Below are 18,054 nucleotides of genomic sequence, written 5' to 3'. Positions count from 1 at the left end.
CGCCCTCCTGCCCGTCACAAAGGTCCCCTCATGACAACAGCTCCAGCCGGTACAGGACAGCGCCGTCACGCCGGCGGCGGAACCCCGGACCGGCCCACCGAAGACGCCCGCCGCCCGATGACGGCGAGCCGCCGCGCCAACCGCGCGGGCCTGGCGTTCGTCTCCCCGACCTTCGTCGTGGTCCTCGTCGTGGTGATCCTGCCCATCCTGTGGACCGTCCTGCTCGCGTTCCAGCACGCCAGACTGGTCGACATCCAGGGCATGGGCCTGTTCGGCCACTGGACCCTCGACAACTTCGACCAGGTCTTCGACTCGGCCGGTTTCTGGTCGAGCCTCGGCACCACCTTGCTGTACACCGTCGGCGCCACCTTCGGATCCATCGCCCTCGGTCTGATCGCCGCCCTCGCCCTGCGCAAGCCGTTCCGCGGCCGCGGCCTGCTGCGCGCGGCGATGCTGCTGCCCTACGTCGCCCCCGTCGTCGCCGTCTCCTTCGTCTGGGAAGTGGCGCTCAGCCCCCAGTACGGCGTGGTCAACGACTGGGGCCGCCGTCTGTTCGGCTGGGACGACCCCATCGCCTTCCTGTCCACCCGCGCCTACGAAGTCCACCTGCTGGGACTCCACTTCGACATCCCGCTCGCCCTACTGACCGTCATCGCCTTCGAGACCTGGCGGTACTTCCCCTTCGCGTTCCTGTTCATCCTGGCCCGGCTCCAGGCCGTACCCGACGGCCTGGAGGAGGCCGCCCTGGTGGACGGTGCGACCCCCACGCAGCGGTTCCGGCACATCCTGCTGCCCCAGCTGATGCCCGTCATCGCCCTGCTGTGCGTCCTGCGGTTCATCCTGACCTTCAACAAGTTCGACGACGTCTACCTGCTGACCGGCGGCGGTGCGGGCACCGACGTCGCGGCCGTACGGGTCTACGACTTCCTCACCGCCCGTTACGACGTGGGCGCCGCGGCCGCCCAGGCACTGGTCCTGGCCGTCGCGCTCATGATCCTGATGGGTCTCTACTTCAAGTTCTTCGGCAACAAGGTCCAGGAGGAGTCGTCATGAGCCGCGCCCAGTTCGAGGAGAGGTTCTTCGGCGTCCTGCGCTGGATCGTCATCGCGTTCCTGGCGGTGATCACGGTGATGCCCTTCTACTACATGCTGCTGCTGTCGCTGAAGCCCATCGACGCGCTGCTGCTGGACCCGGGCTCCCTGTGGGTCTCGACCAAGGACTTCACCCTCACGACCTACCGCGATGTGCTGCGCTCCACCGACGACGGCGGCCAGGGGTTCCTCAAGTTCCTGCTCAACTCGGCCCTGGTCTCGCTCGGCACCGTCGTTCTGACACTGCTGGCCGCGGTGCCCGGCGCCTACGCGATCAGTCGGCTGAAGTTCTTCGGCCACCGCCAGGTCAGCGCCCTCTTCCTCGCCGTCTACCTGTTCCCGGCGACGCTGCTGGCCGTCCCGCTGTTCGTCGTCTTCGCCAAACTGCACCTGTCCTCCAGCCTGGTCGGACTCGCCATCGTCTACGTCGCCCAGACCGTGCCGGTGGCCATCTACATGCTGAAGAACTACCTCGTCACCATCCCCTACTCGATCGAGGAGGCCGCGGCACTCGACGGCCTCAGCAGGCTGCAGACCCTTCGCAAGGTGATCCTGCCCCTGGCCCTGCCCTCCCTGATGGCGACCGGGCTGTACGTCTTCATGATCGCCTGGAACGAGTTCCTGTTCGCCCTGCTCTTCCTGGCCGCGGACCCCGGCAAGTGGACGGTGCCGCTGGGTCTGGCGCAACTGTCCAACGGCGTCGAAGTGCCCAAGACCGTACTGATGGCAGGGTCGGTGGTGCTGACGATTCCCGTGATACTCCTGTTCTTCGCCGCCGAGCGAATGCTGACCGAGGGCCTGACCAGCGGTGCCGACAAGAGCTGAGACCATGGGGGAACCGATGCTGACATCGACTCAGATCAGTGCGGGCGAGCTGCTGCAGCTCATCCGCGGCGGTCGCGCGAACACGCGCGCCGACCTGCAGCGGATCACCGGACTGTCGCGCTCGACCGTCGGCCAGCGACTGGACCTGCTCAACCGGGCGGGGTGGCTCAAGCACGTGGCCGGCGAATCGACAGGCGGCCGTCCCTCCCAGCAGATCGTCTTCGACCCGCGGCACGCCTCGGTCATCGCCGTCGACCTCGAGATCAAGCACGCACGGGCCGCGGTCCTGGATCTCGGGGGCGCCATCCTCGCCGAGAACACCGGGCCGCTGGACATCGGGGAGGGCCCGGAGGCGGTACTGGACCAACTGGCCCGATGGTTCCCTGATCTGATCGCCGCCGCCGGGGTCGACGTCGCCCACATCTGCGGAATCGGGCTGTCCGTTCCCGGCCCCGTGGAGTGGGAGACGGGCCTTGTCATCGAACCACCGGTCATGCCGGGCTGGGACCGGTATCCCATCCGGGAACGCCTGCAGAAGGCATACGCCGAGCACGTGGGCCGGAGCATGGGGGACGGACCGGTTCCCGTGTTCGTGGACAACGACGCCAACCTCATGGCGCTGGCAGAACACCAGGCCGGTCACCGGGACTGCACGGCCTTCGTCCTCGTGAAGGTCTCCACCGGCATCGGCGCCGGCGTCGTGGTGGACGGCAAGGTGTACCGCGGCATCGACGGCGGTGCCGGCGACATCGGCCACATCCGACTGCACGACCGGCCCGACGTCCTGTGCATGTGCGGCTCCCACGGCTGCCTCGGCGCCGTGGCCAGCGGCCGGGCACTGGCCCGGGACCTGAGCGCCCTCGGTACGGACGCCAACTCGGCCGCCGACGTCAAGCGCCTGCTCGCCGACGGCCACCCGGACGCCCTCCGGCTGGCCCGCGAGGCCGGACGGAGGGCGGGCGAGGTCCTGGTCACCGTGGTCAGCCTGCTCAACCCCGGCGTCCTCATGATCGCCGGTGAACTCTCCGGTGCGCCCTTCATGACCGGCGTCCGTGAGCTGCTCTACCAGCGGGCCTTCCCCCGTGCCACCGCCAACCTCCAGGTCGTCACCTCACGCCTCGGCGAACATGCGGGCGTCATAGGGGCGGCCGCCATGGTCGTCGAGATCCTCTACGCCCCCGACCGCGCCGAGGCCCGCCTCGGCCACCTCGTGGCCTGAACCGGCCGCGGGCGCCCACCCGCCGCAGCAGATGGGGCTGCCGAACAGCCACTCGCGCGGCCCCTCGTACAGACAGGAACACCGTGATCATCACCTCTTCCCCCTGGGCGGACCGGCCCGTGGAGGTCGGCCTCGTGGGCGCCGGCCCCTGGGCCCGCGCCATGCACGCGCGGATGCTCGCCGCGGGACCCGAGACCCGTCTCGCCGCGGTGTGGGCCCGGCGTTCCGAAGCCGCGCGAGAGACCGCCGCACCGCACGGAGCGCACGTCGCCGCCTCCTTCGGTGAACTCCTCGACCGGTGCGAGGCCGTGGCGTTCGCCGTACCCCCGGCCGTGCAGGCCGAGCTGGCACCCCTGGCCGCACGACAGGGGAAGGCACTGCTGCTGGAGAAGCCGCTGGGACCCGACCTGGCGGCCGCACAGCGTGTCGCCGACGCCGTCCTCTGCGCCGGCGTGGTCTCCCAACTCGTTCTGACCAAGCGCTACCACCCGGTCACCGAGGCATTCCTCGACGCCGCACGCACCCGCGAGGTCTCCGGTGCGCGCTCCTGCTACCTCCACGGCGCTTTCCTCGGCGGCGACTTCGCCACCGGCTGGCGTCTCGAACACGGCGCGCTGCTCGACCTCGGCCCGCATCTGCTCGACCTGCTGGACCTCGCCGTCTCGCCCATCACCGGCATACGGAGCACCGGCGACTCCCGCCGCTGGATCGAACTCACCCTGGAACACGAGAACGGAGCCGTCAGCCAGGCGTCCTTGTCGGGCTCCGTCAGCGTGGCCCGTGCTCTGACCCGTGTCGAACTCTTCGGCGCCGAAGCGCCGTTGACCTACGATACGGCCGAGATCGACCACGAGGAGTGCTGGCCGATCCTGCGCCGCACCTTCGCCACCGCCGTGCGAGCGAACAAGGCGACGGACCTCGACGCAGCACGCGGGCTGTACCTGCAGCGCCTCATCGATCAGGCGGCCCGTGCGGCACGGTGAAGAGGACTACGTCTCCCGCTGCCTCCTCCTGAATCGCCGGATCGGTGGGCAGGTGCCCGCGACGGCTCGGGTTTGATCCCGCGGCCGTCCGGCGCGTCATGAGGCTGATCCCCGCGAGGTGGATCACGGGACCGCGGTGGCCTCGACGGAGGCGGGTACGGGACAGCCCTCAGGCCCCTGTCCGTCCGGCGCCGTCGGCGAGGAATTCGGTCACGGTGCGCACGAACGCCTCCGGTTCTTCGAGGTGCACGAAGTGACCGCTGCTCTCGAAGACGGTGAGCCGGGAACCCGATATCTTCTCGTGCATCTCCTCGGCCCATCGGACGGGACATATCCAGTCGTACCGGCCGACGAGGATTTGTGTGGGGATGCTGACCATGCCCAGAGCGTCCCGCACATCCCAGTTCCCTGCGGACGGAATGTACTCGACCTCCACGCTTCCGACCGCTTCCCGCAGCTCGTTCGGCATCCCCCAGTAGTCGGCGAAGTACGCGGGAAGCAGGCGCCGTACGTGCTCCGTGACCTCGGACCTGGTGGTGCGGGGTGTCTCCGGCCGCCGGTGGGCGGCGACGACGTCCGCGACCTCTGGACGCCCGGCGTGCCGTTGCTCGAACGCACTCATCTGGCCCTCCGCCTCCGCGTGCAGGTCCGGGCCGAAGAGGGGTGCGCTGTCGTACAGGATCAGTCCCGCCAGTTTGCCGGGGTGGTCCAGCTCGTACTGCAGGGCGACGAAACCTCCCGCGGAGTGTCCCAACAGATGGACCTCCGGCACTCCCAGGTGGTCCACCAGTCCGTCGACGAAGCGCGCGTATCGCTCCACGCTGTAGTGGCCGTCGGAGAGCTCTCCGGACTCCCCGGCTCCCACCGGAGCCACATAGACGGCCGTCATGTGCTTCTCAAGGAGTGGCATCCGCAGGTATTCCCAGTGGACACCCGGACCGCCGGAGTGCACCAGGCACACCGGGCCGTCCCCCGCCACGTGATAGCGCTGGATGACGCCGTCGATCACGGTCTCGTGCACGCCAGGCGCGAGGCTCTCATTACGTTCTGGGTTGTCTGCGAACACTTTTCCGTCCTTCTGATGCCGTCGGGTTGTTTATCGCCGGTGCGGCCGACGTCTGTATGACCCGCTGTCAGGGCCGGTTGTGACATCGGCGCCGACGCGCACGCGGGCTCGGGACGAACGGTGAGGCGTCCGCCCCCTCGCCCACCGGTTGTGGCTCAGGCCGCAGGGGTGCGGCGTCAGGTGACGCCGAAGACGGGTAACAGGGCATCGCCGTCGACCTGTCACGCCTCAACTGCACGCCCCACGAAGTGAGTTGACGTCAGCCGTGTGATTCGACCCCGTCGGCTCCGTTCCCTGAGGGATCCGCTGCCCGGCGCGGCTCGACGCCCCCGGTGCGCCCCCGGTTCCTGATCCATGAGAAACCTGATCAAGGATGGAACCTCGTACTTTTGTTCGCCATCAAGCAAGGCGAACGGACTGAGGTCCACGAATGACAAGAGGTGGCACGCGGTGAACAGGCGGATCACGGGGGCGGCTCTGGCCGGCCTACTTCTGGTGACGGGATGGGGAACGGGCTGCTCGCCCGAAGCCCCCCGTCCGCACTCTGCTTCCGCCACCCCACGGACACCCGCAGCGAAGCCCGCCGGCACCCATGCCGACGCGCAGGCGGCCACCGCGGCGGCCTACCGCAAGTGGGGCCTGAAGCCGCTGGCGCCACCGCCTGCCCCGCCGTCGACCAAGCCGGCAAGCGGGAAGACCGCCGACGGCGAGGTGCCGGTGATCAGTGAGATACCCACCGACCAGAAGATCGTTTTCCTCACGTTCGACGACGGCGCCGAAAAGGATCCGGAGTTCGTGAAGATGATGCGGGAGCTGAAGATCCCCTTCGCGATGTTCCTCACGGACTCCGCCATCCGCACCGACTACGGCTACTTCAAGAAGTTGCAGGAACTCGGCGACAGCGTCCAGAACCACACGTTGACGCATCCGAACCTCCGCACCCTGAGCGCGGCCGCCCAGCGGCAGGAGATCTGCGGCCAGCAGGAGAAGCTCAAGAAGGAGTACGGCTCCGCACCGCGGCTGCTGCGTCCGCCCTACGGCAACTGGAACAAAGACACCCGGGCCGCCGCCGCGTCCTGCGGCATCGAGGCGATCGTCCTGTGGCGGGAGTCCATGCAGATCAAGAACATGCAGTTCCAGGACCCCCACAAGAAGCTCCACCCAGGTGACATCATCCTGGCCCACTTCCGCGGACCGTCCGAGCTCAAGGGCAGGACGATGACCCAGATGACGGCGAACCTGCTGCGTCACGTCCGGGAACAGGGCTTCACGATCGCCCGCTTGGAGGACTACCTATAGCCGGACCGCCGGGCCGGCAGATCAGATTGCCCTGGTAGCGTCGATGAAACCGGTGCTGAGCTGCTCGACCACTCGTTCGAGCTCGGAGGTTGAAGGTCAAGTTAGGATCCGGCCATGACTGATGAGTGGTATGTCCTCATTGAAGAGGACACCCGAGAGACCGAACGCGCCGACGGCACGGAACTGCTGCTGCACCGGTGGATGCTCGTGGGCACTCACTATGTCGACGGCGGCGAAGAGCAAGCCGCCGCGGCAGCCGAGGACGCGGCCCTGCGCTTCATACCGAGAGCTCTCGCGCTGCACACCCGGCCCGGAGACGAGCCGTCGCGGCATGCGTTCCTCACGCAGGACGGGGCCTGGGTGGTCCTCATCAGGCTACGGACCCGCGAGTGCCACATACGGGTGACCACAGCCCGGCTCATGCATTTCCAGGAGGAGAAGGAAGCCCCGCCGAAAACCCTCAAGGAAAAGCTCCGCGGCGCCGTGCAGAGCCCCCCGCCCTCCCCGAAGCCGTGGACGCCGGCCGGGAGAACTTGAGAGCGAGGGGTGTTGCCTGTGAACTGCCGTTCGGCGCCATCCCCTCATCCGATCCGTGGACGGGCGTCGGGATGTGCATGCACGGTCAGGCCGGTCTTCTCTCGCGACTCCCGTTCACGGCCGTTGTTCGTGAACGGACCGACCAGTTCCTTCGTCCTTCTTCGTGTCCACACTGATCACCGAACCTCGCCGTACTGGTGGTTGAGGTCGCCCTCCGTATCCGCGCAGACCGGTGGCCAACTGCCTTCAAGGCACTAAATCTGTACGCCCGCGCAGGACATGGAGGACTTCAGGAACGGGCAGCCGCTACAGGTTGTGGGGTCCGCGAAGAGTATCGGTGGGGCGGCCATGGTCTCGGTCGGCCGCGGCAAGCAGCTCGCGCCCCTGAGGTCGGGGTGCGGACCTCGTGCGGGCCTTGGACGCGGCCAGTCGCTCCCGGGAGCCTTGTCCGCCGCTGGCCTTCGGCGACCAGCTCTTGCTCGTCACGGTCAGCTGTACCCGAGCGGGTCCCATACAGCGGGACCCCCTCGCGAGACCCTGCCGCCCGGACAGAACGTGAGATCACCCAGCGGTGGCGGCCGCGGGATCGGGCCCGTGCCAGGAAGCAGGCCGCCACGACGGGATGTCATGATGCCGGCGGGCGCCCTGCCACGCACAGCACCGGGCCTCCGCCGGCGCGGCCGCCTCTCGCTCTGTGACGGCCGCGCAGGGCGTCCCGCTCACCGAGGTCCGCTGGAACCGAGGTCCGCTGGAACCGGGGAACGCTGGAACCGGGGAACGCTGGAACCGAGGTCCGCGTCGGGCTGAGTAGCGGCTACTCATGCCATGACACGCCGTCACGGGCACTCTCTGAGGCAGCGCGATCCACATCCCACCGGCCCAGAGAGGGAGGGGGAACTGTGGGAAGCCGGGCGCGGCGGGTCGCCGGTCCGGTCCGCGGAGCGGAGACACGAATGAGCCCCCGAACGGGGCTCACTCACCTGGCTGCCGGACCTCTGAGAGTCGGCGCCACGCAGGGAACGGGGACCTCACATGTTCACACTCGCCCGCATGGGCAACCTGGGGCTGGCGGTTGGCTCGGCAGGCGTTCTGGCCGCCGGCCTGTCCACCAGCGCTCAGGTCGCCACGGGAGCGCTTCGGTACTTCTCGATCAGCGGTCAGGAGTTCCGTATCACCAACCCGCCGGACAACGTCCGCATCAACCTCCAGGTCCGGCCGGATCTGATCGCCAATCAGACGGACAAGACGATGACCGTCCACCCTGGCGCCGACTGCGCCCTCTTCGTCCTGAACCTGGACCCCGGCCGCTCGGTGGCCCACATCGGTGGCCCCCGTTCGGTGCGATTCATCGGTTGAGCAGGCGACATGAACCGGCTTACAGGCGCATCACCCAGCGGGGGCCGTCTGAGGACGCCGCACACGAAGCGTCCGGTCCGGGGGAACGCGGACCGGCCGGTCCGTGGTGTCAGTGTCTCGGCGGGCCCGGAGGGACTGCCACGGAGCCGGTGGGCAATCCCCGGCGGCAGCGTCCGTCTCTCCACGCAGAGGTTCGAGTCCGATGCCGTCACAGGTGCAGCGGGGGTCTCGTGCCGGTGACGGTCAGTCCCACCAGCCGTCGCCGGCGTGCCAGCGTCGCACCCACCGCATGAAGTCGGCCGCTTCCGGCATGGGATACGGGTAGGCGCCGACGTCGGTGACGAGCCAGACCCCGCCGCGTTGCGGACCGGTCACCACGAGGACCCAGTAGGAGGTTCCGTCTTCGGCGCCCAGCACGATGGAGCCGTGGTCGTGAACGGCGGCAACGCGTTCGTCGTGGTCGTCGGCGAGGGGCTCGCCCTCCCACGCCCAGGTCTCCTGGAGAGGAAACACAGCGGCAGGATCCCGGTCCCCTCGACCGTGCCAGTCCGGCGGGAGCTGGCCCAGGGGCAGGAGGCCGCCGTCTTCCGGTGGTCCGAGGGACGACCCGTTGGAGATCTCGGCGATCAGGGTCCGGTACGGCTCCGGAAGCACGACCCCGTGCTCGGATTCCCACGCCGAGACGCCATCGCGCCCCAGCGCCGGTTCACGCCACTCCGGCGGGAACACGGAACGCAGGAACGCCAAGGTGGCCTCGTCAGGGCGGTCATCGGCTGATGTGTCTGTCACGGCAGCATGCTGGCATGCAGCACCGACAGAGCGCCTGCGAGGGCATCGTGCTCGAACGTCTGAGTGGGGAACGACCCTGGCGATCGGAATTACGTGAAGTCCCGCACGGTGTCCTTGTCGCGGTACAAGGCCCGCGCGGGCGTCGCTGCCGAGCGGCATCGGGGCTACCGAGCGGCATCGGGGCCGGCGTCGGCACGGGGGCCAGAGTCGTGGTCGAGGCCCGGGTCACACCGGCGACCCTTGGTCATCGAGGCTGCGCTGCCCGCGCCGATGATTCTTTCGCCGGTTTCGCTGAGTCCGAGCGGCTCTCCTTGCGTACTCATCTTCGTTCGCCCCATCAGGCGACAGAAGACCGGCGGACAAGCGCACTGGCAGGAGAAACGATGCAGCGTTCGGGCAATGTGATCGGGACCCTTTTTGTGGGCGGCGCTCTCGCCCTGACACTCGGCGCGCTCGCGTACCCGGCGATGCTCGGTCTGGACACCGTGTCGACCACGCCCGACCGGGTCATCGCGAACACGCAGTGGGGACCGTTGACGGAAGGCGAACGGGACTTCGTGGTCAAGGTGCGCGCGGCCGGCCTGTGGGAGCACCCGCTCGGCCAGATCGGCCTGCAGAAGGGACAGAGCAAGGCGGTCAAGATCGCGAGCCAGCATCTCGTCGACGGACACGCCGCCCTGGACACCAGTTGTCGCAAGATCGCGCCGATGCTGAACATCACGCTGCCCAACGTGGCGAGCCCCCAGCAGGAGGGCTTCGTCACCCAGTTGAAGGGGGAGTCGGGGCAGCAGTTCGACGTCGACTTCGCCAACATCCTGCGAATGACCCACGGTTCGATCTTCAACACGATCGCCAAGGTCCGTTCGACCACCAAGAACACGCTGATCCGCGCCCTGGCCAACCAGGCGAACGACACAGTGCTCGACCACATCACCGTGATGGAGAAGACCGGCCTCGTCGACTTCGACACCACGGTCTTCAACCAGACCACCCCGCCCAAGCTGCCCAAGTCCGACATGACCCCGCCGAACCCGGTCCCGGGTCAGCCTCAGGTCGTCCTCAACCCCCCGCCCAATCCGACGTCCACACCGCTGGACCTCAACGCCGCCGAGAACGGCGCGAAGGCGAACGGCGGCTAGCCTCACCGGGCGGTCCGTCAATCGAGGGGGCCGGTCGCGAGGATCCTGCTCTGCGGCCGTCCCGGAGACGTCACCGGGCCGGCCGGGAGGGTCGGACGCCGGGCAGGACCGGCGACACCGAGCGAGTTGTGGAGCACGCCTCCGCGACCGCGGTCGCCGGGCTGGTCACGACCGGATCCGTGACCGACGGGCTGTCCCGCTCGCCCGGCACATCCGCTCGCAACCGGCACTTCGGCCGAGGTCATGGGGAGTTGGTGATTCCCCCGGCCCGGCCCGGGGCCAGGAACTACCCTCGCGAGCATGGTCGAACACGATACCCACCACGCCACCCGCGAGGCATACGACGCCGCCGCCCACACCTACGCGCAGCTGTTCCGCGATTCGCTGCGTGACAGTCCCCTGGACCGCGGGATCTTGGGTGTCTTCGCCGAACTCGCCGCTGCGTGTGGGGGCGGTCAGATCGCTGACCTGGGGTGTGGACCCGGCCATGTCACCGCGTATCTGGACGGGCTCGGGCTGACGGCGTTCGGTGTCGACGCCTCCCCTGTGATGATCGAGCTGGCCCGGCAGGCCCATCCGGGCCTGCGGTTCGACGTCGGCTCGATGGCCGCGCTGGACATCGCTGACGGCGCGCTCGGCGGCGTACTCTCACGTTGGTCCATCATTCACACGCCGCCGAAGGAACTCCCCGTCGTCCTGGGGGAGTTCCAACGTGTGCTGGCACCTGGCGGCCACCTTCTGCTCGGCTTCTCGGCGACCGATGACGCGTCCCGTCCGACGCAGGTCTTCGACCACGCGGTCGCGCCGGCTCATCGGTGGTGGCCCGACCATCTGGCCGCGACACTGCGCGAGTCCGGGTTGGCCGAGGTGGCCAGGATGGTTCGCGAGCCCCAGCCCACCGACCGACGGCAGTTCCGCGAGGTTCACCTGCTCGCCCGCAAAGCCCAGGCAGGGAGTCAGCTGTCCGCCCAGGCAGGGACTGCCTGGGCGGACAGCTGACCATATCCGACCTGCCGACGGGGAGCCGTCGCGCCCCCGCTGCCCTCAGCGGAACACGTTGTCCGAATCGTCCCAGACCGACGGCTCGTTCGGCGTGTACTCCCGCGGCCGGCGCGAGGACGTCTGGTACATCGCGTCGATCTCGGCGGCGAAGCGCTGCGAGATGGCGTCCCGACGCAGTTTCATCGAAGGGGTCAACAACCCGTTGGCCAGGTCGAAGGGTTCAGGAAGGACACGGAACACCCTGATGGACTCCGTTGGGGACACAGTGCTGTTGGCCGAGGCCACGGCGCGCCTGACCTCCTCGCGCAGCTCGTTCTCCTCCCGGGCGTCGCGGGGCGCCGCCGCCTCACCCGTGGTCCATGTTCCGCGCCAGTGCGCGAGGAAGTCGGGATCCAGGGTGATGAGGGCGCCCACGCAGGGCCGGTTGTCGCCCACGATCACCGCCTGATGGATCAACGGATGGACGCGCAGCCGCTCTTCGAGCACGGCGGGAGCCACACTCTTGCCGCCGCTCGTGATGATGATGTCCTTCTTGCGGCCGGTGATGGTGAGATACCGCTCGGTGTCGAGGTGGCCGATGTCGCCCGTAGCGAGCCACCCGTCCTGGAACGACGCGTGGGTGGCGGCCTCGTCGTTGATGTACCCCTGGAACACCGAGGGCCCCCAGACCAGGATCTCCCCGTCGTCGGCCACCCGGATGTCCGTGCCAGGCAGCGCCTGTCCGACGGTTCCGAACTTCGCCCGGCCCACCGGCTGCGCGGTGATGCCGCCGCTCGTCTCAGTGAGCCCGTATCCGTCGTGGACGAGGATCCCGATGCCCGCGTAGAAGAGCGCGAGTTCCCGGTTGAGGGGTGAACCGCCCGAGACCGCACCGCACACCCGACCGCCCAGCGTGGCGCGCAGCTTCCGGTAGACGGTCTTCTCGTAGAGGGCGTGCTGCAGTCTCAGGTCGAAGCCGGGACCGGGCCCGGTGCCCAGGCGCTGACGCTCGTCGGCCGCGGCGAAGTCCTTGGCCGTCTGGACGGCGCGCTCGAACAGGGCGCCACGGCCGGTCTGCTGCGCCGTACGCACGAAGTTCTTGTAGATCTTCTCGAAGACGAACGGGACGGCGTAGAGGAAGGTGGGACGGAAGGAGAGCAGCGCCGCGGAGAGCGCCTCCTGGCTCAGGTCGGGCTCATGACCCAGCAGGATGCCGCCGCGCAGGCACAGCCCCTGGATCATCAGGCCGTACACGTGGGAGAAGGGCAGGAAGGCGAGGATGGCGGGCTGCTCACCGGGCGGAGCGGCCGTCTGTCTCCAGCCCGTGAGCAGCGTGTCCACGGGGCCGGCCAGGCCGCGGTGGGTCAGCGCGCAGCCCTTCGGGTTCCCCGTGGTGCCGGAGGTGTACGCGATGACCGCGGTCGAGTCGGGCAGCACGATGCGGCGGAGCGAGTCGACCGTCGTCGGCGGTATCGCCCGGCCCCGTTCGGCGAGCTGCGACAGGGCCCCGGTGTCCAACTGCCAGACGTGGCGCAGCGACGGGAGCGACGCGCACGCCGATCCGACCGTCATGATGCCCTGTTCGTCCTCGACGACCACGGCGACGCAGGCCGCGTCCTGCAGGATCCACGCGACCTGCTCGTGCGACGAGGTCGGGTAGATCGGGACGAGCTCGGCGCCCACCGTCCACAGCGCGTAGCTGAGCACGGTCCACTCGTAGCGTGTGCGCGCCATGATGGCGACGCGGTTGCCGGGGCGTATCCCGGAGGCGACCAATCCCCTGGCGACGTCCACGACCTCGTCCCACAGCTCGGCCGCGGTGATCGGTGCCCAGGTACCGGAAGCCCCGTCGAGGCGGCGAGCCACCTGGGCGAGTGCCGGCTCACGCCGCGCCGTCTCGAAGAGACTGTCGGCGAGTCCCCCCTGCATGGCGGTGGCGGCCGGTGGAGGAAGTTCGAACGCGTGCATCCCCGCTCCAGAATTCTCCTCGCCGTGGCCTCACAGAGAGGTGCTGTGCCGAGGATTCCTGAATCTAGCCCAGACCGACGACCACTGTGCCGTAATCGGCGAGCAGTTCGTCTACCGATGCGGTTACGGTCCGCGGGCGGGCCCCTTTCGCTGGTGAGCGGAGCGTCGGACACGCTCGACGAGGGCTTGTCGGGGCCGGGACGGGCCATGCGTCCGGGACGGGGTCGACGGTCCGCCGGGCGGCCTTCCGCCGCGTGGTCGCCCTCGGGGTCCCCCCCCGCGGGGACGTCGTCCGCGGAGAGATCGTCCGCGGCGTGCGGCGGCAACGTCCCCAGCGGTTCCACCGGTTCGTATGCCGAGCCGGGCCGGGCCGGACCGGACCGAGCCGAGCGGGCGGGGCTGTGGCGGTCGGCGCGGAGCGGGTCGCCGGGCCCGCGGGGTTGTCCGGACGGCCGCGTCGTGGCCGGATGGTAGCCGCACATCTTCTGAGCTTCCGGAGGCCATGATGATCGTCCCGTTCGGGGCCCGTGATTTTCTGGACCGCGCCACGACCGTGTACGCCGACCGGATCGGCATCGTCGACGAGCCGGAGCAGCCGGCCGAGCCCTGGGAGGGGCTGACGTACCGGCGGATCGGCGAGCTGGCGCGCGCCCAGGCCGCCGGACTCGACGCGCTCGGCGTGCCGCACGGCGCCCGGGTGGCGGTGGTCTCCCCCAACAGCGCACGGCTGCTCACCGCGTTCTTCGGCGTCAGCGGTTTCGGGCGGGTCCTGGTGCCGGTCAACTTCCGGCTGACGGCGGACGAGGTGAACTACATCGTCGACCACTCGGGGGCGAGCGTCGTGCTCGTCGACCCGGAGCTGACGGACCGGCTGGCCGGAATCACCTGCAAACACCGGTTCACCATCGGGGCCGCCGCGGACGCGGAGCTCTACCGGTTCGGCGCCGAACCCCTGCCCTGGCAGCCGGACGAGAACGCCACCGCGACCATCAACTACACCAGCGGCACGACCGCCCGCCCCAAGGGCGTACAGATCACCCACCGCAACATCTGGGTGAACGCGGTGACCTTCGCCCTGCACGCGGGGGTCACGGACCGGGACGTCTACCTGCACACGCTCCCCATGTTCCACGCCAACGGCTGGGGCATGCCGTTCGCGATGTCGGCGCTGGGCGTACGGCAGATCGTCCTGCGCAAGGTCGACGGCGCCGAGATCCTGCGCCGGGTGGCCGAGCACGGCGTGACGGTCATGTGCGCGGCGCCCGCGGTCGTCAACGCGGTGCTCACCGCGGCCCGTTCCTGGGAGGGGGAGATCCCCGGCCGCGACCGGGTACGGATCATCGTCGCCGGCGCTCCGCCGCCCACCCGGACCGTCGCCCGGGTCGAATCCGAGCTGGGCTGGGAGTTCATCCAGATCTACGGCCTCACCGAGACCTCCCCCCTGCTCACGATCAACCGCGGCCGCGAAGAGTGGGACGGCCTCGATACCCAGGCGCGCGCGGAGCACCTGGTCCGGGCCGGCGCTCCCGCGCTCGGCGTGACCCTGCGCACCGACGACGAGGGCGAGATCCTCGCACGCTCGAACGTGGTCCTGGAGGGTTACTGGGACCAGCCCGAGGAGACCGCCCAGGCGTTGTCCGACGGCTGGTTCCACACCGGCGACGGCGGATCGGTCGGCGAGTACGGCCATCTGACCATCAGCGACCGCAAGAAGGACGTGATCATCACCGGCGGCGAGAACGTGTCCTCGATCGAGGTGGAGGACGTGCTCTTCAGCCATCCCGCGGTCGCCGAGGTCGCGGTGATCGGCGTACCGCACGAGAAGTGGGGCGAGACGGTCAAGGCGCTGGTCGTCCTCGCACCCGGCACGGAGGTCACGGAGGACGAACTGGTCCAGTACTGCAAGGAACGCCTCGCTGGGTTCAAGACGCCGACCTCCGTCGAGTTCCGGGACCAGCTGGCCCGGACGGCGACCGGCAAACTCCAGAAGTACAAACTGCGCGAGAAGTACTGGGAAGGACACGGCCGAGGCGTCAACTGACACCAGCGCGCGGGTCTGGTGCCCGTATGGCCCCGTGCCCGGGGGCGTGCTGTCGTACGGCGTGGTTCCCCGGGGCCGTCAGAGCCATCCCCGGCGGGCGGCCTGCCAGGCGAGTTGCATCCGGGTGGCCGCGCCGGCGAGTTCCATCATGTGCTGGATGTGACGCTGCACGGTGCGGCGGCTCAGGCCCATCTGCGTGGCGATCGCCTTGTCGGCGACACCGGCCACGAGGAGGGACAGCAGCCGTCGGTCCGTGGCCGAGAGCGGGTCGCCCGCGCCGACCCCGTCGGTACCGGCGACCGCGCCCGAGTCGTCGACGTCCAGGGGGACGGCGTCCTCCCAGTAGCGTTCGAACAGCGCGATGAGAGCGGCCAGCAGATTGCTGTCCCGTACCAGCGCCGCGGTCGGCTCGTCGGGACTGCCCTGCGGGCCGCCGGGCACGAGCGGGCACACGGCGATGGCACGGTCCGCGACCGCCAGACGCAACGGCAGATGGGGAACGGCGCGGGCGACCTCCCCGGCCCGTACGCCCGCTACGACGTTGTCGACGGCGCCCGCGTCGTCGAAGAACGCCTTCTCGTACAGGACCCGGTAGCGCACACCCCGCGCGAGTGCCTCGAACTCCGAACTGTTGCTGCCCGAGGGCATCGCCACGTACTGGGCCTTGCAGAACCAGAGCATCTCGTCCTGCACACTCGCCTGGATGTGGCGCAGGTGCTGGCGCAGCGCCTCGGCCCCGACGATGACCTCGATCAGTTCGCTGGCGTCCTGCCTGCGCATCGTGTCGCGGTAGGCCTGCAGCAGGCTGGTGGCCTCCGCTCGGGCGAGGTCCAACGCGTCGGCGTTCCGCTTCAGCCGCGGCATCAGCGCCACGTCGGGCGGAGTGGCGTGGAAGTGGCGGGGGAGTACGTCCGTGTGGCTGGCCATGCCTTTGGCCGCGAGCGTGTCGAGCGCCTGCTCGGCCTCCGCGTGACTCAGTCCGGTGCGTTCGGCGACTTCCCGAGCCGTGGCCCGGCCCGTCGTCACCAGGTGCCGGTAGACGAACTCCTCGGTCACCGACACCCCGGCCGCCTCAAGCGACACAGCGTCCTCCTTGAGACCGACCGGCTTGACGGTTGAACACCGTACTGCATGCTGTGCGAAAGCAGTGGGCGCCCGTCGCCCCGCACCGTGCCGACGCCCGGATCGCGCGCCGGCACGGTGTGCGGTGAGGTGACCCGCCGGGTCAGGCGGTGTGGAGGGTGAGCCCGTACCGGCTGAGGATCTCGTTGACCGGCTGGTACCAGGTCTCGCCGCCGCCGCTGCAGTTGCCCCAGCCGCCGGAGGTGACACCCTGGGCCTGGTCGCCGCTGATGAACGAGCCGCCGGAGTCGCCGGGTTCGGCACAGACGCTGGTCTTCGTCATCTGGTGCACGGCGCCCTGGCTGTAGTTGACCGTCTCGTTCTTCGCCAGCACCGTCCCGCAGTGCCAGTGCGAAGTGGACCCCGACCGGCAGATGGAGGCTCCGACGGGGGCCTCCGCCGAGCCGCGGACGAGCTGGTCGGAGACGGTTCCCCAGCCCAGCACGACGGGCACGGTCCACCAGCCGCTGCCCACGTTGACCCAGGCGTAGTCGTTGTCGGGGAAGGACGATCCCTGGAAGTTGCCGATGTAGCTGCCGTCCCAGCCGCTGACGCCGGCTCCGGGCTGCGCGCAGTGGCCCGCGGTGACGAATCCGCCGTACACCGAGAAGCCTATGGAACAACGGACGTTGCCCGTGTAGTACGGGTCGCCGCCCACCGTCCCCGCGGCGAAGGTACGCGGAGCCCGCCGCGTCTCCTCGACGGTCACCGGACCACTCCGGCGGGCTCGGTCGAGGAACGCCCGGACATCGTTGTCATCCTTGTGTGCGGCGACCACGCCGACGACGACCGAGTTGCTCTTGGCGTCCACGTGCCAACTGCCCACGCCGGACGGGGCGTCGAGGGAGTCGAGCCGCTTCAGCGTCGCGTCGAGTTGCCGCTCGTCGTGCCGGACGAGCGTGACCTCGGCTCCCGTCGCCTCGACGGCCTTTCGCCGCGAACCGTCGGCGACGGCGACGGTGAGCTTCCCGGTCTTGGTCTCGAACCACGATCCGCCGTACGCGTCGCCCGCGGCGCGCTTGGCCGCGCGGTCCACCGTCCGGGCCGCCGCCTCGGCCTCGAGCCGTGCGGTGGCGTCGTCCTTCGACAGGCCCAAGTCCCTTTGCATGGCGGTGATCAGAGCCGATGACGCCGGGGCTTTGGACGCGGAGGGGGACGCGCCCACGGGGGTGTCGGAGGCCGATGCCTGGGTGCTGAGACCGGCTGCCACGGTGCTCAGGAGCAGCGCCGCGGACAGGCCGGCGCGCAGAATTGTCATGCGTCTCAAGGGAGTTGCCTTTCGTCGTTCCGTCATGGGGGAGTGGAGCGGAAGGGCGTGCTGAGAGCGCTCTCAGAGACGTGCGACGCCGAGGGTAGCGACCGGACGCGTGGAGGTCCATACCAAAACCGTCATCGTGTGGGCGGCCACCCCGTCGGTCATCACCGTCAGTCGGACCGCCGGGCCCGGCCGGGGCGGGGTGTTACCCACTTTCGGGTGAGGGGTGGGGTGGCGCGGAGGGTGGCGTTTGGGCCGGAGTTCAGTATTTTCGGGGGATTGTGGCGTCAATTTGGTGATGTAGGGGATACATGCAAGATGCAGTCGAGGATCACGGGCTTGTCGTTGGTCGGTAATGCCGTGCGGGTGCTGGGCTCGGGTGG

At 69.3% G+C, this 18,054-nt stretch carries 15 protein-coding genes; 10 read left to right on the top strand and 5 right to left on the bottom strand.

Annotation, left to right across the window (positions count from 1 at the left end; all coding sequences use genetic code 11):
• The first annotated feature begins 30 nt into the window (after positions 1-30).
• The 4 genes from ACFVTC_RS35450 to ACFVTC_RS35435 all read left to right on the top strand — a co-directional run bounded on the left by ACFVTC_RS35450 (position 31) and on the right by ACFVTC_RS35435 (position 4,118).
• The gene (locus ACFVTC_RS35450; protein WP_390132717.1) at positions 31-1,053 is read left to right on the top strand and encodes a carbohydrate ABC transporter permease; all 1,023 of its coding nucleotides are present in this window, start codon (positions 31-33) and stop codon (positions 1,051-1,053) included.
• On the top strand, positions 1,050-1,916 hold the full coding sequence (locus tag ACFVTC_RS35445; protein WP_390132715.1) for a carbohydrate ABC transporter permease: 867 nt from the start codon (positions 1,050-1,052) through the stop codon (positions 1,914-1,916). The genes ACFVTC_RS35450 and ACFVTC_RS35445 overlap by 4 nt, the downstream gene beginning before the upstream one ends.
• Positions 1,917-1,920: 4 nt before the next feature.
• Positions 1,921-3,135: an ROK family protein gene (locus ACFVTC_RS35440; protein ID WP_390132713.1), complete on the top strand. Its 1,215-nt coding sequence runs from the start codon at positions 1,921-1,923 to the stop codon at positions 3,133-3,135.
• An 89-nt stretch (positions 3,136-3,224) separates the two neighbouring features.
• Positions 3,225-4,118: a Gfo/Idh/MocA family protein gene (locus tag ACFVTC_RS35435; protein ID WP_390132777.1), complete on the top strand. Its 894-nt coding sequence runs from the start codon at positions 3,225-3,227 to the stop codon at positions 4,116-4,118.
• A 169-nt stretch (positions 4,119-4,287) separates the two neighbouring features.
• Here the strand turns inward: ACFVTC_RS35435 and ACFVTC_RS35430 are convergent, their stop codons facing one another.
• Positions 4,288-5,139 (bottom strand): alpha/beta fold hydrolase, encoded by an 852-nt coding sequence (locus ACFVTC_RS35430; RefSeq protein ID WP_390132710.1) that lies wholly within the window; start codon positions 5,137-5,139, stop codon positions 4,288-4,290.
• A gap of 495 nt (positions 5,140-5,634) precedes the next feature.
• Between ACFVTC_RS35430 and ACFVTC_RS35425 the strand changes: the two genes are divergently transcribed.
• The 3 genes from ACFVTC_RS35425 (at position 5,635) to ACFVTC_RS35415 (ending at position 8,376) form a co-directional block, all read left to right on the top strand.
• Positions 5,635-6,483 (top strand): polysaccharide deacetylase family protein, encoded by an 849-nt coding sequence (locus ACFVTC_RS35425; RefSeq protein ID WP_390132708.1) that lies wholly within the window; start codon positions 5,635-5,637, stop codon positions 6,481-6,483.
• Between the two features lie 114 nt (positions 6,484-6,597).
• On the top strand, positions 6,598-7,020 hold the full coding sequence (locus ACFVTC_RS35420; RefSeq protein WP_390132706.1) for a hypothetical protein: 423 nt from the start codon (positions 6,598-6,600) through the stop codon (positions 7,018-7,020).
• 1,032 nt (positions 7,021-8,052) lie between these two features.
• Positions 8,053-8,376, top strand: coding sequence for a hypothetical protein (locus tag ACFVTC_RS35415; protein WP_390132704.1), 324 nt, complete (start codon positions 8,053-8,055; stop codon positions 8,374-8,376).
• 243 nt (positions 8,377-8,619) lie between these two features.
• On the opposite strand, the gene ACFVTC_RS35410 is transcribed toward ACFVTC_RS35415, so the two are convergent.
• Positions 8,620-9,165, bottom strand: a complete 546-nt coding sequence (locus ACFVTC_RS35410) for an SMI1/KNR4 family protein (protein WP_390132702.1) — start codon at positions 9,163-9,165, stop codon at positions 8,620-8,622.
• 383 nt (positions 9,166-9,548) lie between these two features.
• Here ACFVTC_RS35410 and ACFVTC_RS35405 point away from each other — a divergent pair, with 383 nt between their 5' ends.
• Both ACFVTC_RS35405 and ACFVTC_RS35400 read left to right on the top strand, forming a co-directional pair.
• A complete protein-coding gene (locus ACFVTC_RS35405) occupies positions 9,549-10,304 on the top strand; it encodes a DUF4142 domain-containing protein (protein ID WP_390132700.1) in 756 nt (251 codons plus the stop codon).
• A 300-nt stretch (positions 10,305-10,604) separates the two neighbouring features.
• Positions 10,605-11,303 (top strand): class I SAM-dependent methyltransferase, encoded by a 699-nt coding sequence (locus ACFVTC_RS35400; protein WP_390132697.1) that lies wholly within the window; start codon positions 10,605-10,607, stop codon positions 11,301-11,303.
• Between the two features lie 45 nt (positions 11,304-11,348).
• On the opposite strand, the gene ACFVTC_RS35395 is transcribed toward ACFVTC_RS35400, so the two are convergent.
• Positions 11,349-13,253: an AMP-dependent synthetase/ligase gene (locus ACFVTC_RS35395; protein WP_390132695.1), complete on the bottom strand. Its 1,905-nt coding sequence runs from the start codon at positions 13,251-13,253 to the stop codon at positions 11,349-11,351.
• Between the two features lie 505 nt (positions 13,254-13,758).
• On the opposite strand from ACFVTC_RS35395, the gene ACFVTC_RS35390 reads away from it, so the two are divergent.
• Positions 13,759-15,294 (top strand): AMP-binding protein, encoded by a 1,536-nt coding sequence (locus tag ACFVTC_RS35390; protein WP_390132775.1) that lies wholly within the window; start codon positions 13,759-13,761, stop codon positions 15,292-15,294.
• A gap of 78 nt (positions 15,295-15,372) precedes the next feature.
• Here the strand turns inward: ACFVTC_RS35390 and ACFVTC_RS35385 are convergent, their stop codons facing one another.
• On the bottom strand, positions 15,373-16,377 hold the full coding sequence (locus ACFVTC_RS35385; RefSeq protein ID WP_390132693.1) for a helix-turn-helix domain-containing protein: 1,005 nt from the start codon (positions 16,375-16,377) through the stop codon (positions 15,373-15,375).
• Between the two features lie 142 nt (positions 16,378-16,519).
• Positions 16,520-17,674, bottom strand: a complete 1,155-nt coding sequence (locus ACFVTC_RS35380; protein ID WP_390132691.1) for a S1 family peptidase — start codon at positions 17,672-17,674, stop codon at positions 16,520-16,522.
• Positions 17,675-18,054 lie beyond the last annotated feature (380 nt).

Source organism: Streptomyces sp. NPDC057950, assembly GCF_042887295.1.
In the GTDB taxonomy this organism is placed as follows: domain Bacteria; phylum Actinomycetota; class Actinomycetes; order Streptomycetales; family Streptomycetaceae; genus Streptomyces; species Streptomyces kaempferi.
The sequence above is the reverse complement of the archived record's forward strand: the minus strand, read 5'-3'. Positions and strand labels throughout refer to the sequence as shown.